Source organism: Bombilactobacillus sp. ESL1097 (assembly GCF_058107205.1).
On record NZ_JBYLUB010000001.1, the window covers coordinates 654294 to 669739 of the forward strand.

Genomic DNA, 15446 nt, shown 5'->3' on the forward strand with positions numbered 1-15446 from the left:
ATCATACAAATGTTCTAGAATATTTAGCAATTAAAACGGCGGTTTAAAGTGTAATGTAAGCGCTTGTTGATTTGGGCGTGGAGTACTAAAGAAGGGTCTTTTGGTGATGAAGGTTAAATATTCGCAAGCTGTGATCTTGGTAATGGAACTTTTTAGTTTGTGGTTAGGATTAAGTCAGATAGCTCAAGCCACTACTATGCAGTCGCGTAACGATTTTAGTCAAATGCTTAATCAAAATAATGACCTCTTGACCAATCCGAAGAGTTTGGATTTGCTAACTCAGAACCCAGCAAAGCAGGGTAATAATCTCTTAAAAAAGCAACCGACCATTAGTAACTTTACAACTTTAACAGCGCCAGTCAGTGGGGTAGCGGGGAGTTGTCCGTGGACCCTTGATGTTGATGGTACACTAACAGTGGGTCCGGGTACTTTAGGTGTTTACAGTTATTATAAAGATGAAGATTCATATAGTTACAATTATGGTGAAAATTGGTTGAAACATCTAAGCAATGTCAAAAAAGTAGTTCTGCAACCAGGAGTTCAACTTCCAACTAACTGTCGCTACGTTTTTGCTAGCTTAAGATATTGTACTGAAATAGATGGCTTAGAAAATTTAGATACTAGTCAAGTAACTAATATGGCTGATATGTTCAACAATTGCGGTGTACAAAGTTTAGATTTAAGTAATTTTGATACTAGTCAAGTTGCTAATATGACGTACATGTTTGCTAGTTGTCGCAAGTTACTAAGTTTAGATTTAAGTAATTTTGATACTGGTCAAGTCACTGATATGTCTTACATGTTCTCTTATTGTGACAGTTTATCAAGTTTAAATTTAAGTAATTTCAACACTGGCAAGGTCATTGATATGTCTTACATGTTTTTTGATTGTGAAAATTTATCAAGTTTAAATTTAAGTAATTTTGATACTGGTCAAGTCACTGATATGTCTTACATGTTTTTTGATTGTAGCAGTTTATCAAGTTTAAATTTAAGTAATTTCAACACTGGCAAGGTCATTGATATGTCTTACATGTTTTTTGATTGTGAAAATTTATCAAGTTTAAATTTAAGTAATTTTGATACTGGTCAAGTCACTGATATGTCTTACATGTTTTTTGATTGTAGCAGTTTATCAAGTTTAAATTTAAGTAATTTTGATACTAGTCAAGTTGCTAATATGACGTACATGTTTGCTAGTTGTATCAATTTATCAAGTTTAAATTTAAGTAATTTTGATACTGGTCAAGTCACTGATATGTCTTACATGTTCACTACTTGTAGAAATTTATCGAACTTAAATTTGAGTGGCATTAACACCAGCAAAGTCACTGATATGTCTTCGATGTTCTCTTATTGTAGTAAATTACCAAGTTTAGATTTAAGTGGCATTAACACTAGCAATGTTAAGGATATGTCTTCTATGTTTAGCGGCTGTAGCAGTTTACCAAGTTTAGATTTAAGTAAATTTGATACTAGCAATGTTATTAATGTATCTTCTATGTTCAGTGATTGTAGCAGTTTATCAAGTTTAAATTTAAGTAATTTTGATACTAGTCAAGTTGCTAATATGACGTACATGTTTGCTAGTTGTATCAATTTATCAAGTTTAAATTTAAGTAATTTTGATACTGGTCAAGTAACTGATATGTCTTACATGTTCACTACTTGTAGAAATTTATCGAACTTAAATTTGAGTGGCATTAACACCAGCAAAGTCACTGATATGTCTAATATGTTCAGTGATTGTAGTAGTTTACCAAATTTAGATTTAAGTAATTTTGACACTAGTCAAGTTACTGATATGTCTTCTATGTTTAGTGGCTGTAGCAGTTTACCAAATTTAGATTTAAGTAATTTTGACACTAGTCAAGTTATTAGAATGTTTTATATGTTCTATAACTGTAGCAGTTTGACCCATTTAGACGTCAGCAACTTTAACACCAGTAAGGTTGTTGATATGGAAAGTATGTTCTCTGGTTGTAGCAATTTAATGAGTTTAGATTTAAGTAAATTCGATACCACTAAAGTTCAGTACAAAGAATCTATTTTATATTTTACGCAAGGTGATCATAATTTGTGGAAAATTAAAGTAAGTTCTAAGGTGCTCTTTCCTAATGCCTATCATTATAGCTCTAGTAGTAAGTACGATTGGTATAATGATTATGTAGACATGCCACAATTAGGTTTGACTTTTCAAGATGGCACTTATCAATATAAAGTTTTAGGTCAGGCTGGGCAAAAGACCGGCGCTTGGCAAGCCGTGGGTGCAGGAACGGACCATCACCCAACTGGGACCATTTATCCGACCCGAGATTCGTTGGATGATGATTTTTTACGTAATGTTAATCGTCCGAGTCAAGATCAAGATTCGGACGCCAGTAAGGGAAATCCTACGCAAACTTTAGTCTGGCAGCATCAGTTAAAGAATCAAACACCGCAAGTAAGGTTTGGGACATTGGGCACTACAAATATGGGCCTAGAATATTGCCATGATTATCAAGATAAGAGTTTGCCCGCTATACAACTAAGCGGCATCGTGATTGATAATGATAGCTCTCAAGTACAGTTGTATTATGCTATTGATCCAGTGGATACTAATCCGAATTTAGCTGAGATTGAAAACTATCAAAAATTACAGCTTACACCTTTGACTATTCAAGATCCGTCATTGGCGCAATCTTGGACAGCAGATATTATTGATCAGACTGATTTAAAGACTTTAGCCACTCCCAAGGCTGGCGGTCATCAAATTAAGATCTATGCAGTTGATAGTGGGGGCCAGTTTACTAGTGAAAATCCGCAGGCTTCAACAGTAGCAACAGTTAATGTTGCTGAAAATAGTTTAGTACAGATCAATTATCTTGATAGTGCTACTAACCAGCCAGTTTTTAATAAAGATGAAGATGGACACAAAGCTGCTCAGACGATTGTCGGTGTGGTCGGCAAGCCGGTAGATCCGACAGATCAAGCTAATTTTCCAACTGCGATTAAGACAAAGCATTATCGTTATACTTTAACTAACGCTTTAGAAATACCACAAGTTTTCCCAGCTATTACTTCGGATCCCTTGTTACCACTAGTGCCGTATCAATTAGATTTGAAATATAATTCAGGTACGATGAGCTTGAGCGTGCCGGATACGCTAGACTTCGGCACCAAGATTGTACAAACGGCCAAGCAAGCTTACGATTTGCCGTATGATGCCACACGAACAGTATTAAAAGTAACGGACACCACGGGAGTACCGAGTTGGCAACTCAGTTTAGCGATTGCAGATTTCACTAGTGATCAAACGACAACGCCATTAACAGACATTTTCCAATATTTACCTGCTGATAGTAGTACGCCAACTGCCATTTCGCAAACGCCGGCGCTAATTGATCAGTATGACAAGCATCATACGCTTGTTGATGGTTCTGGTAAGGCAGTTACTGATATTTCAACAGGTTGGTGGAATGCTAGTCATCGCCAAATTGCGGGTCCCAAGTTAGACTTACGACAATTGCAAACACCTGTCTATGAAGCAAATTATCATGCTACAGCAAAATGGTCGTTAGTCAATTCATTACAATAAAAATGCGGCGAGTAAAGTCGCTTAAGATTTGAGTATAGCTTGAAATGATCACTTAAGTGTATCAAATAATCAGTTAAAAAATGCTCCTCACCATTAGATGTTAAATCTAACGATGGGAGCATTTTTAGTAAGGTACTATTGCAAAAATTTACTTATGATGCTGTTGCTTACCAGCATTACGTTGGCGATTTTTTTGATGTTGTTGCTTAGTTTGACCAAATTGTTTTGCATTGTCCTTTGTTGGTGCTGCTTGTTGGGCAAAAGTTTTTTCGGTAACTACTTGCACAATCGGCTTGTCTTTTAATTCTTGGTCGACTTGCTTACGCACCTTTGGCGTGATGATATAATCGCTAATCAATTGCTGTAAGACGACGATGATCCCGCCAATTAAGAAGTACAGACCTAAAGCAGCTGAGGATGCAATACTAATGAAGAAAGTCATGGCTGGACTGAGCCACATCATAGTTTGCATTTGCTTCTTTTGTTCTGGTGGCACACTCTTTAAAGTCATCCAGCTTTGAACCACGTAAAAAATTGTCGCCACGACTGAGATCAGAATGCTAGGTTTTGATAATGGTGCTCCTAAAAAGTTAGCTTTCGAAATTTCCGGTGAGTATTGCACGGCTTGATAGATGGCAATAAAAATTGGAAATTGTAACAACAAAGGTAAGCAACCCAGGCCCCCAGTTAATTTGATGTCGTTTTTGGAATAGACTTGCATCATTAATTGACTGATTTGCGTTTGTTCTTCTTGCGTAGTTGCCTTTTTTTGCTGTTGTTGAATTAATTGCAGTTGGGGTTGAATGCCCTTCATTTTTTCCTGTTGCACGATTGATTTCTTTTGTTGCATCAAACTTAATGGTAATAAAACTAACCGCACCACAAAGGAAATGAGGATAATGCCCCAGGCATAGCCACTTTTGCCACCAATAGTTTTAGAAACGTAGAGCATTAAGTTTTGGAAAGGTACGCCAATATATTGGTAGATCCAGCCGTAAGGACCATGAGTTGGCGGCTTAAGATTTGCATTGATACCACTGCGAGAGCAGGCGGTGACTAAGAGTAATAGACTTAAACAACCACCCCATAAAAGTAAACGTTTAGTTGTCTTTTTCATAAATTTCTCCATCTCGTTACATCATTGAAAATTTAGAATAATTAGCGAGAGGTTTTTCTTGCCAATTAATATGATCAATCTTAGCAAATTTACTCGGACTTTGCTGCATCACTTTCATAAAATGTTCCAAGTCTAAAGTGTCGCCTTGAGCTTCTAGATGGACGCTACCATCGTCACAATTTTTGACAATGCCAGTAATTTGGTAAGTTTGTGCGACGGAGTAGGTTGCATAACGAAAGCCCACACCTTGTACATGACCATAAATATCTGCTGCAACATGTTTTTGAGTCAAAATCAAAACCTCCTTCGTCCTTGTTCTAAATGATACTTCTCTAGTATAGCGGAAAATATAGTTGAAGCCAAAAGCATTCTATTAATTTTGCCAAGAAAATGTCCAAAAAATGATATGATAAGTAAGAAGATTAGATTTAGAGAGGTTAGCTATGGAGTATATTAGTTCAGGGCAAAATAGTAAAATTAAAGATTTGAAGAAATTACAAAGTCACCGGGGACGTAAAAAGCAACAACGTTACTTGTTAGAAGGCGAGCACTTGATTTTTGAGGCGTTGGCCCATCAAGTTAAGCTAAATGCTATTTATGCAACGACGGATTATCTCAATCGTGATCCCAAACATTTAGTGCGTGATCACATGGACCAAGTAGTGGAAATCACTCCGGAAATTGCGCAGGCGATTACCGACACCGTGTCACCCCAAGGCATTGTTGCGGAATTACCAATACCGCAACCGGAAACTATTGACTTAAGCCATGGAAAGTGGTTATTATTATCACAAATTCAGGACCCGGGTAACGTGGGAACCATGATTCGCACAGCTGATGCTGCTGGGTTCAGTGGCGTCTTACTCAGCGAAGATTCGGTCGACTTTTATGCACCAAAAGTGCAACGTGCTATGCAAGGTAGTCAATTTCATTTACCCGTTCAGTCATTGGATCTACAGTCAGCAGTCAGTGAGTTCAAAGCACAACAAATTCCAGTATACGGAACTTTGGTGAATGATCAGGCCCAAGAGTATCAAACTGTAGCCAAGCCAAAAGATTTTGCTTTAATTATGGGCAATGAGGCGCACGGCTTGGCGCCTGAATTAGCAGCTTTAACGGATACAAATTTATATATTCCCATTTTAGGATCCGCAGAATCATTGAACGTGGCAGTAGCAGCTGGTATTATTATGTATAGACTCAGTCTTTAAGGAGGATACTTTTTGGCTCGAGAATTAAATTGGCAGACTGATGCAGCTTATTTAGCTCAAGTTTCTGATTTATTAGCTAAACCCGAGGTGCAAAAGTTAAGTCAAATTCCACAACATCATTATTCTAATCGTTTGGATCATTCAATTAGCGTTTCTTATCGCAGTTATTTAATTGGCAAGAAGTTGCATTTAGATACCCGCGCTTTGGCACGTGGCGGTTTGTTGCATGACTTGTTTTATTACACTTGGGATCGCAAGCAATTGAGTTTTCGGGCGCACGCCGATATTCACGCACATGTTGCGCTAAATAATGCGCAACAATTAACCGATTTAAGACCAATTGAAGCTGACATTATTGTCAAGCATATGTTTGGTGCGACGTCCACGCCACCGAAATATCTCGAAAGCTTAATTGTTAACTTAGTTGATGATCAGTGTGCCGTGCAGGAAGCTTGCTTGCCCAAGTTGGCATTGTGGCGCCAAAAATTACATTTGAAGCAATCGAATTAAAATTTAATTGAAATTTATGCATGAAAGTTTTAAACTGGTTTTAACGACGATGAAAGAAAGTAGTAGCATCAAGGTCTGGATTCACAGGGACAATTGGGTAAGTGAGAACAATTGAAGCCAGATGATGTGAATTCACTCTGGAGTCTAAACGTCATTAGTCAGCGTTATATGACAGATAAGTGGAGTTTAGGTGCAGCTATCAAGCTGGACTGAACTCAAGCAGGGTGGTACCGCGAAGCTTCGTCCCTTTTAGGGATGGGGCTTTTTTTATTGTTGAAATTATTTATTTAGAGGAGCAGGTAGTGATGGATTTAAAAGATTTATTAAACGATTTGCGGCAAAAAGGTCTACAACAGATTCATGATGCACAAAAAATCGAACATTTAAATGAAATTAGAATTCATTTTTTGGGTAAAAAAGGTCCGTTGAACCAAGCTTTACGGGGAATGAAGGATTTAAGCGCGGAACAACGCCCTAAGGTTGGTGCTTTAGCCAACAGTGTCCGCGATGATTTACAAACAGCTTTGGATCAAGCCAAGGAACAATTAGAAAGTCAAGCGACTGCAGCCAAATTAGCCAATGAAAAAATTGATGTCACTTTACCTGGACACCAACGTCACATTGGAACCAAGCATGTGATTTATCAGGTAATGGATGATATTGAAGCCTTGTTTATTGGTTTAGGTTATGAAGTGGTCAATGGTCCCGAAGTCGAAGAAGATCACTACAATTTTGAAATGATGAACCTTCCCAAAGATCATCCTGCGCGTGATATGCAAGATACTTTCTATATTACGGATGAAATTTTGATGCGGACGCAGACTTCACCTGTGCAAGCGCGGACTTTGGAAAAACATGATTTTTCGAAAGGTCCTTTGAAGATGATTAGTCCGGGTAAAGTTTATCGTCGCGATACTGACGATGCCACACATTCACACCAATTCAATCAAATTGAAGGTTTAGTCATTGATAAGCATATTACGATGGCGGATTTGAAGGGTACTTTGGAATTAACAGCGCGTCATATTTTTGGTAAAGAACGCGAAATTCGCTTACGTCCGAGTTATTTTCCATTTACGGAACCATCAGTGGAAGTTGACGTTTCCTGCTTTGCCTGCGGTGGTGAAGGCTGCAAAGTTTGCAAATACACCGGCTGGGTAGAAGTGTTAGGTGCGGGCATGGTGCATCCGAATGTTTTAGAAAATGCTGGCGTTGACTCGACTATTTATGGTGGCTTTGCCTTTGGTCTAGGGCCAGATCGGTTTGCCATGTTAAAATACGGCATTAATGATATCCGCGATTTTTATCAAGATGATGTTCGGGTTTTAGAACAATTTCAGGGGGAATAAATTAATGAAGATTTCTACTAATTGGTTAGCAGAATATGTTGATCTACCAGAAACACCAGAACAATTAGCTGATCGGGAGACGGTTACCGGCATTGAAGTTGATGAAATAATTAAATCAGGCGCTGGGTTAAAGAATTTAGTCACTGGTCAAATTAAGACGGTCACCAAGCACCCCGATGCGGACCACTTAAATATTTGTCAAGTGGATGTGGGTGCCGAAGAATTGGCCCAGATTGTCTGTGGTGCGCCGAATGTGGCTGTGGGTGAAACGGTTATTGTGGCTTTACCTGGTGCCAGAATTGCTAACAACGAAAAAATTAAAAAAGGTAAATTCCGTGGTGTGGCCTCCAATGGTATGCTGTGTGCCTTGCAAGAAATTGGCTTCGATGATTCCGTCGTTCCTGATGCTTTTAAAAATGGAATTTATGTTTTTCCAGAAACCGAAAATATTCCCTTAGGTCAACCGGTTTATTCTTATTTAGGCTTGGATGACACTGTTTTAGATTTTGATATTACGCCTAATCGGGCGGATACACTTGGAATGCATGGTGCCGCTTGGGAAGTGGCTTCAATGTATGATGAACAGCCCCATTTTGAACAGCCCAGTGTTAGTGAGGATGCAGCTTCAGCAGAACAACAATTAAGTATTGACGTGACTGATGAACAATTGGCCCCGACTTATCGGACACGGGTGATTAAGGATATTCACATTAAACCAAGCCCGCTCTGGTTGCAAGTTCATTTGTGGAATAACGGTATCAAACCAATTAATAATATTGTCGATATTACTAATTACATTATGTTAGATTATGGTCAACCATTACATGCTTACGATTACGACAAATTGGGCTCCAAAAAATTAACCGTGCGCCTAGCGGCTGCGGGAGAATCTTTTACAGCGTTAAATGAAAAACAATATGATTTAACGGATCAAGATATTGTGATTTCTAATGACGAACAAGCCGTTGGTTTAGCTGGAGTTATGGGTGGTTTGGCTACTTCGGTGACTGAGCAAACCCACACAGTAGTTTTAGAATCAGCCGTGTTTAACCCTACGAAAATCCGCAAAACTGCGCAGCGTCATAATTTACGAACGGATGCTTCGGCTCGCTTTGAAAAAGGGGTGGATCTATCCGCCATTGCTGAAGCATTAGATATGGCAGCGCAATTAGTGCAACAATTAGCTGACGGAACAGTATTAAAAGACCAAGTAGTTGGTAGTCAATCAGTTTTGAAGCCAACGGTAGTCAAAATAACCACGGATCGGATTAATCATGCTTTGGGGACGGAAATTTCACAAGCGGAAATTATTGCGATTTTTGAACGGTTAGGCTTTGAGGTAGAGGTTAAAGATTCAGAGTTAATTGTCACGGTACCATTACGTCGGTGGGATATTTTTATTGATTCAGATTTAATTGAAGAAGTGGCTCGAATTTATGGTTTCGATAAAATTCCGAGCACTTTACCAGCAGTTACCCAAACGATTGGTGGCTATACCCCTAGACAAAAATTCATTCGCCAAAGTCGGCAAACTTTGCGGTCATTGGGTTATGATGAAGCCATCAGTTATTCTTTGACCACTCAAGAAAAAGCGGCAGCCTTCTGCTTGAAGCCCGCAGTGTTAACCAAAGTTGATTGGCCAATGACCCAAGATCATGAGTATTTACGGGCCAACTTAGTTAGCGGTTTGTTAGATGATTTAGCTTATAATGCTGCGCGTAAGCAAACGAATGTAGCCTTGTTTGAGCAAGGACGTGTGTTCTTGAAGAATGACGCAAACGTAGTGCGGCCTAAGGAAGTCGAAATGATTGCCGGGGCTTATAGTGGGCAAGTCATCCAGGATAGTTGGGATCAAACGGCCCGCGATGTTAATTTTTATGACATTAAAGGTGATGTGGAACGCTTATTACAAAGTTTCCAAAGAAAAGCCACGATTGTTTACCAAGCCACGAGTGCGATTAAGCAATTGCATCCTGGACAAACGGCAGTTATTTTAATGGATCAACAGCCGGTTGGATTTATCGGTACGCTGCATCCAACTTTAGCCAAAAAATTACGCTTGGCGCCAACGGTAGTTTTCCAAATTGATTTGGAAAAAGTCATGGCCTATCCTAAAGCTTCCGAAATTTATGTTCCAGCTGGTAAGTATCCCGCAATTAGTCGTGATATTGCGGTAATTGTTCCAGAAGTTATTACTAATGAAGCGTTAGAATTAGCCATTCAAAAAGCGGCTGGTAAATATTTGGCTGATATTAAACTATTTGATGTTTATGCAGGCAAAGGCATTGCTGCGGGTCATAAGTCATTGGCTTATAATTTGACTTTCCAAAATCCGCAAGCTACATTAACAGACGATGAAGTTAATCAGGATTTTGCTAATGTGCAACAAGCTTTAATTGATTTGTTTAACGCACAAATTCGTTAAAAAATCCAGCATTTAAGAAAAAGTTGTGTATAATTAACAGTTGAGATTAAATGTTGGAGGAACCATTCTTGACTAAGTCAGATAAAAATCGTAGTCAGTATCGTGATGATCAGGAATCTATTCGTCACAAAAAGCAAGTGCGCGAGTCTGAACAAAGAGTAGTTAACCATATTGTTTATTGGATTGTTGGTATTTTGGCAATTCTGATTTTAACGTTTGGTGTTTTAGGCTATAATTATGTGCAAGAATCACTGCAGCCTTATAACCACAAGGATCATCAGGCTGTAGAAGTGAAAATTCCGATTGGATCTTCTAATAAAGAAATTGCTTCAAAGTTGCAGAATAAACATATTATTCGTAGCGCGACAATTTTTAATTATTATGTTAAATCCCATAATTATACCGACTTTCAAGCCGGTTACTATACGTTTAAACCGTCAATGACGTTGACTCAAATTGTTGCTCGTTTGCAAAAGGGTGGCAGTTTAGATCAAGTTGGTCAACCCGGTAATACGGTGCTAGTGCGCGAAGGGGTGACCATTGATCAGATTGGTAGTGTGATTGCGAAAAAGACGCCGTACTCAAAGGCTGATTTTCTGAATTTAATGAAAGATCAAGCCTTTATGAAGCAATTAGAGCAAAAGTATCCGAAATTGTTGGCTTCTTCGTTACAGTCTAAGCATGTTCGTTATCACTTAGAAGGCTATTTGTTCCCAGCAACTTATCCTTATTATTCCGGGACATCTTTGAAACGACTAGTGAGCGAAATGGTTGGTAAAACTAATCAAGAACTTGCACCTTATTATGAGCAAATTAAGGCTAAAAATCTGACCGTGCAACAACTGTTAACTTTAGCTTCTCTAACAGAACGCGAAGGGGTAACAAATATTGATCGCCGCAAGATTTCGGGCGTGTTCTTTAATCGTTTAGATGCAAATATGCCACTACAATCGGATATTTCCGTTATGTACGCTTTAAACAAGCATAAACACAGTTTGACAAATAAAGATACGAGTGTAAAATCGCCTTATAACCTTTACAAGAATAAAGGTTTTGGGCCTGGTCCATTTAACTCACCTAGTTTAGGCTCGATCCAAGCAGTTTTGAATCCTGCTGATCGTGATAAAGGGTATCTCTATTTTGTAGCTAATTTGAAGACTGGTAAAGTTTACTATTCAACAAATTACTCGCAACATTTGGATACCAATTCAAAAATTGGTCAATAATTTAGTGGACTGACGCAAAGTCAGTCCCTTTTGATAAGGAGAAATAAATGACTGCAGGTAACAAGCCGTTAATTATTGGAGTTAGTGGAGGCTCTGGAAGTGGTAAAACCACTATTGCCCAACGCTTAATCACAGAATTACCACAAGAATCAATTGCTTTATTACAAATGGATTCTTATTATAAACAACTAGACTTACCTTATGAACAGCGTAAACAACAAAATTTTGATCATCCGTTATCATTTGATACGGACTTATTAGTTGCTGATTTAAAGAAATTGCGGGCTTTTCAAAGTATTGAGGTGCCAATTTATGATTTTGTCGATAGTAATCGAACGAATCGCACGCGGCACCAAGAACCTGCCGATGTCATTGTTCTAGAAGGAATCTTGACTTTATATGAAAAAGATTTACGTGATCTGATGGACATTAAGGTTTTTGTTGATACTGATGATGATATTCGCTTAATTCGGCGGATTAAACGGGATGTTGAAGAACGGGGCTATACTTTAGATACGGTGTTTACCCAGTACTTGGATCACGTGCGTCCAATGTATCAACAATTTATCGAACCCACCAAGCGTTTTGCTAATGTGATTATTCCTGAAGGTGGCGCCAATGAAGTGGCAATTGATTTATTAACTTCCAAGATTAAGTATCTTTTGCATCAAAAACGACAACAGCAGTGAACTTTGTTGTCTAATCAATCTTAAATGAGGTGTTAGTTGTGGCTGAACAAAGATATCCAATGACAGCTGAAGGTAAAAAGAAATTAGAACAAGAACTGGAAGATTTAAAATTAAAAAAGCGTCCGGAAATTATTGAACGTATTAAAATTGCTCGTGGTTTTGGGGACTTATCTGAAAACTCAGAGTATTCTTCTGCTAAAGATGAACAAAGTGTTGTGGAATCACGTATCTCGGAAATTAATACCATGTTGCAGTACGCCGATGTAGTAGATGTTAGTCAAGTTGATGCGAATGAAGTTTCGGTCGGCAAAACGGTGACTTTTCAAGAAGATGATGATGATCCGGAAACCTATCAAATTGTTGGTGCCGCTGAATCTGACCCAATGCAGGGTAAGATTAGTAATGACTCACCAATTGCCAAGTCTTTATTAGGCAAAAAAGTTGGCGATGATGTGGTTATTGAAACACCAGGTGGCTCTTTCACTGTGAAAATTACAGCTGTCGAAAACTAATTGCTAGCGTTAAAGAGGAGCATAGGTTATCATAATAATGGTGATGAAGATGAAATTTATGATAACGCCCCAGGCACATCAATGGTATCAAGATAACTTGGATTTAAACCCAGGTGATGGGTTACATTTTTATGGCAAAGTTTACGGTAAGACCAATGTGCATCAGGGTTTTTCGCTAGCTTTTATTAAAGAAAAACCACATGATGAATATTACTCTTTAACAAATCAAGAGATCACATATTTCTTCACGGATAATGATGTTTGGTTTTTTAAAGATTTAGACTTGCAAATTGATTATGACCCACAAACCGATAGTCCAGTTTATACTTTTGTGGCTGCGGATTAAAAAGTAGTTTACTGATAAATTGTTGTCAGGTAAGCTGCTTTTTTTGATATAATAATTCAGTAACGTCAAATTGAGGAGAACTATTATTTTGAAACTTTTTCAACGATTAAATCGATCAAAATCAACACAATCAATTTTGCCTTTTCGGTTGAATGTGCTGTTATTGATTGTCTTTGCCTTATTTGCTTTATTAATCGGGCAATTAGCTTATCTACAATTATTAAATGGCAATAAATTTCAAGCGGAAGTTGACCGTTCGGATAAGACCATTATTAACGGTGACGTCCCACGGGGCTTGATCTATGATTCTAAGGGACGCTTGATTGTTGATAATCAAGCCAGCAGTGCGATTACTTATACAAGAAGTTCTTCGGTTAAGACTGCTGATATGTTACAAATTGCTAATCGTTTGCAAAAATTTATCACTATTGATGATGCCAAGTTGACGTCACGAGACAAAGCTGATTATTATTTGGCTAATACGAAAAACTATAATCGCGTCTTAAAAGTAGTTAATAAGGGACTAAGTGATGAAAAAGTTCAAGAACAAAGTCAAAGCCAGCAATATAATAAGGCTGTGAATTATGTCAAAAAAATGCATCTTAATTTAACTTGGGCTCAACAACAAGCAGCCAGCATCTTTCAACGAATGAGTTCGGCCTATCAATATTCAACGGTGTATATTAAGAGTTATAATGCGACACCTAAAGAAGTGGCAGAAGTTAGTGAGCACCAAATTGAATTACCCGGAGTGCAAGTCGGTATTGATTCGCAACGTTCCTATCCAATGGGCGATTCGATGACGAGTATCATTGGACAAGTTTCCACTGAAAAACAAGGTTTGCCGGATAGCCAGGTTAATGAATTATTGGCCCAGGGCTATTCCCGTAATGATCGTGTGGGAACTAGTTATTTAGAGCAAGAATATGAACCCATCTTAAAGGGTAGTAAGTCACAAACGCAGATTGCGGTGAGTCCAAATAATAAATTAACGGATTCGGTCCAAAAGTATGCGGGAGCCAAGGGCGATAATCTTAATTTGACAATTGATGCTGATTATCAAAAGAAGGTCGATGCTGCTTTACGTAGTACCTTTGCGTCCGCCCAAGCAAATGGTGTTGCACAGTATTCCGATGGGGCTTATGCGGTGGCAATGAATCCCAAAACGGGGGCTATTTTGGCCATGTCAGGAGTACACTATAATCCTAAAACGGACAAATTGTCGGACGATTCGTTGGGTGTGATTAATCGGACTTTTGTTATGGGGTCAGCAGTCAAGGGTGCGACGGTTTTGGGCGGCTTGATGAGTAATGCGATTACGCCTGATAATAATGTTTTATCAGACGATCCCATTTATTTACCAAGTACACCAGTTAAAAAATCCGTGTATCCAGTAGGAACCTTTGGTGCCCTTGGCGCTGAACAAGCGCTCGAAGTGTCTTCGAACATTTATATGATGCGCTTAACGATGCGTGAAGGTCATGCCAAGTATGTGCCCAATAGTTACATTCATATTGATCAAGATATTTTTCAAAAAATGCGAGCTAACTTTAACCAATTTGGCCTAGGTGTGAAAACCGGAATTGATTTGCCTGGCGAAGCTAGTGGGATTGAAGGTCCAAGTAAATCGGGCGGTTTAGTGAAAGTTGGTTCAGCTTTAGATGAATCATACGGTAACTACGATGCTTATACGTTAATGCAGATGGCCCAATACGTTTCCACGATTGCTAATGGCGGTTATCGGATGCGTCCTTATGTGGTCGGTTCGATCCAAAAAACCAATCGGGATGGCTCTAAAGGTGCGGTCGTGCACACAACGCAACCACAAGCGTTAAATCGTGTTGGTTTTACCAGCAGTCAATTAAATGTTGTGCAAACTGGTTTCTATAATGTTGTTCATGGCTCCGGTGGTTGGACGACAGCGAAGCCATTAGGGAATGTAACACCGTCGATTTCTGCTAAAACGGGAACCGCACAGTCCTTTTATTATGATGCCGAGCATCCGAATAATCCTAATCCGCCACAAACTATTACGTTAAGTATGGTTGGCTATGCGCCATCTAATAATCCACAAATTGCCTTTGCCGTTGTTTTCCCTAATTTGAGTAGTGAAAAAGGCGACTATAACTTAGATTTAGTGCGCAGTATGGTGACGAGTTATTTCGGGACGAACGCGAAAGATTCCCAGTAAAACCCTGGTCAAATTAGTAACTAAGTGGTATCATGAGAGAGTCGTTTAGCAAATGTAGACAAAAGGAGTTCATGAATTATGCGCGTAAATATTACACTTGAATGTACTGAATGTCACGAACGCAATTATTTAACTAGCAAGAATAAGCGGAACAATCCTGATCGCTTGGAATTAAAGAAATATTGCCCTCGTGAACGTAAAACAACTTTACATCGGGAAACTAAGTAAAACAACAGCAGGTTTAACCTGTTGTTTTTTCTTTTTGAGAATTGTAATCGCTATCTAATTAGAAT

General features: G+C 38.7%; 13 protein-coding genes and 1 other annotated feature. Of the genes, 11 read left to right on the forward strand and 2 right to left on the reverse strand.

Annotated features, from left to right (window positions below; all coding sequences use genetic code 11):
* The first annotated feature begins 106 nt into the window (after positions 1-106).
* Positions 107-3577 carry a BspA family leucine-rich repeat surface protein gene (locus AC3B6D_RS03165; RefSeq protein ID WP_489774892.1) on the forward strand — a complete coding sequence of 1157 codons (3471 nt, stop codon included), beginning with the start codon at positions 107-109 and terminating at the stop codon, positions 3575-3577.
* Between the two features lie 148 nt (positions 3578-3725).
* Here the strand turns inward: AC3B6D_RS03165 and yidC are convergent, their stop codons facing one another.
* On the reverse strand, positions 3726-4694 hold the full coding sequence (gene yidC / locus AC3B6D_RS03170) for a membrane protein insertase YidC (protein ID WP_489757444.1): 969 nt from the start codon (positions 4692-4694) through the stop codon (positions 3726-3728).
* Positions 4695-4710: 16 nt separating this feature from the next.
* Entirely contained in the window at positions 4711-4986 is a 276-nt protein-coding gene (locus AC3B6D_RS03175; RefSeq protein WP_489757445.1) for an acylphosphatase, read from the reverse strand.
* Positions 4987-5137: 151 nt separating this feature from the next.
* On the opposite strand from AC3B6D_RS03175, the gene AC3B6D_RS03180 reads away from it, so the two are divergent.
* The 10 genes from AC3B6D_RS03180 to rpmG all read left to right on the forward strand — a co-directional run bounded on the left by AC3B6D_RS03180 (position 5138) and on the right by rpmG (position 15381).
* Complete coding sequence (locus AC3B6D_RS03180) at positions 5138-5905, forward strand: TrmH family RNA methyltransferase (RefSeq protein WP_489757446.1); 768 nt, start codon at positions 5138-5140, stop codon at positions 5903-5905.
* Positions 5906-5917: 12 nt separating this feature from the next.
* The gene (locus AC3B6D_RS03185) at positions 5918-6415 is read left to right on the forward strand and encodes an HD domain-containing protein (RefSeq protein ID WP_489757447.1); all 498 of its coding nucleotides are present in this window, start codon (positions 5918-5920) and stop codon (positions 6413-6415) included.
* A 40-nt stretch (positions 6416-6455) separates the two neighbouring features.
* Positions 6456-6666 (forward strand) — a binding site (T-box leader).
* A gap of 54 nt (positions 6667-6720) precedes the next feature.
* A complete protein-coding gene (pheS, locus tag AC3B6D_RS03190; RefSeq protein ID WP_489757448.1) occupies positions 6721-7764 on the forward strand; it encodes a phenylalanine--tRNA ligase subunit alpha in 1044 nt (347 codons plus the stop codon).
* 4 nt (positions 7765-7768) lie between these two features.
* A complete protein-coding gene (gene pheT / locus AC3B6D_RS03195) occupies positions 7769-10189 on the forward strand; it encodes a phenylalanine--tRNA ligase subunit beta (RefSeq protein ID WP_489757449.1) in 2421 nt (806 codons plus the stop codon).
* 68 nt (positions 10190-10257) lie between these two features.
* On the forward strand, positions 10258-11415 hold the full coding sequence (gene mltG, locus AC3B6D_RS03200; protein WP_489757450.1) for an endolytic transglycosylase MltG: 1158 nt from the start codon (positions 10258-10260) through the stop codon (positions 11413-11415).
* A 47-nt stretch (positions 11416-11462) separates the two neighbouring features.
* The gene (udk, locus tag AC3B6D_RS03205; RefSeq protein ID WP_489757451.1) at positions 11463-12104 is read left to right on the forward strand and encodes a uridine kinase; all 642 of its coding nucleotides are present in this window, start codon (positions 11463-11465) and stop codon (positions 12102-12104) included.
* A gap of 38 nt (positions 12105-12142) precedes the next feature.
* On the forward strand, positions 12143-12616 hold the full coding sequence (greA, locus tag AC3B6D_RS03210; RefSeq protein ID WP_489774893.1) for a transcription elongation factor GreA: 474 nt from the start codon (positions 12143-12145) through the stop codon (positions 12614-12616).
* 49 nt (positions 12617-12665) lie between these two features.
* Positions 12666-12962, forward strand: coding sequence for a HesB/YadR/YfhF family protein (locus AC3B6D_RS03215; RefSeq protein ID WP_489774894.1), 297 nt, complete (start codon positions 12666-12668; stop codon positions 12960-12962).
* Between the two features lie 88 nt (positions 12963-13050).
* Positions 13051-15153: a peptidoglycan D,D-transpeptidase FtsI family protein gene (locus AC3B6D_RS03220; RefSeq protein WP_489774895.1), complete on the forward strand. Its 2103-nt coding sequence runs from the start codon at positions 13051-13053 to the stop codon at positions 15151-15153.
* Between the two features lie 78 nt (positions 15154-15231).
* Positions 15232-15381, forward strand: coding sequence for a 50S ribosomal protein L33 (rpmG, locus tag AC3B6D_RS03225; RefSeq protein ID WP_249514839.1), 150 nt, complete (start codon positions 15232-15234; stop codon positions 15379-15381).
* Positions 15382-15446 lie beyond the last annotated feature (65 nt).

Excerpts from the sequence above, each read along its gene's own strand:
- rpmG (WP_249514839.1), top strand. The coding sequence starts at position 15,232 with ATGCGCGTAAATATTACACTTGAATGTACTGAATGTCACGAACGCAAT.
- yidC (WP_489757444.1), bottom strand. The coding sequence starts at position 4,694 with ATGAAAAAGACAACTAAACGTTTACTTTTATGGGGTGGTTGTTTAAGT.
- AC3B6D_RS03215 (WP_489774894.1), top strand. The coding sequence starts at position 12,666 with ATGAAATTTATGATAACGCCCCAGGCACATCAATGGTATCAAGATAAC.
- AC3B6D_RS03165 (WP_489774892.1), top strand. The coding sequence starts at position 107 with ATGAAGGTTAAATATTCGCAAGCTGTGATCTTGGTAATGGAACTTTTT.
- pheT (WP_489757449.1), top strand. The coding sequence starts at position 7,769 with ATGAAGATTTCTACTAATTGGTTAGCAGAATATGTTGATCTACCAGAA.
- AC3B6D_RS03180 (WP_489757446.1), top strand. The coding sequence starts at position 5,138 with ATGGAGTATATTAGTTCAGGGCAAAATAGTAAAATTAAAGATTTGAAG.
- udk (WP_489757451.1), top strand. The coding sequence starts at position 11,463 with ATGACTGCAGGTAACAAGCCGTTAATTATTGGAGTTAGTGGAGGCTCT.
- pheS (WP_489757448.1), top strand. The coding sequence starts at position 6,721 with ATGGATTTAAAAGATTTATTAAACGATTTGCGGCAAAAAGGTCTACAA.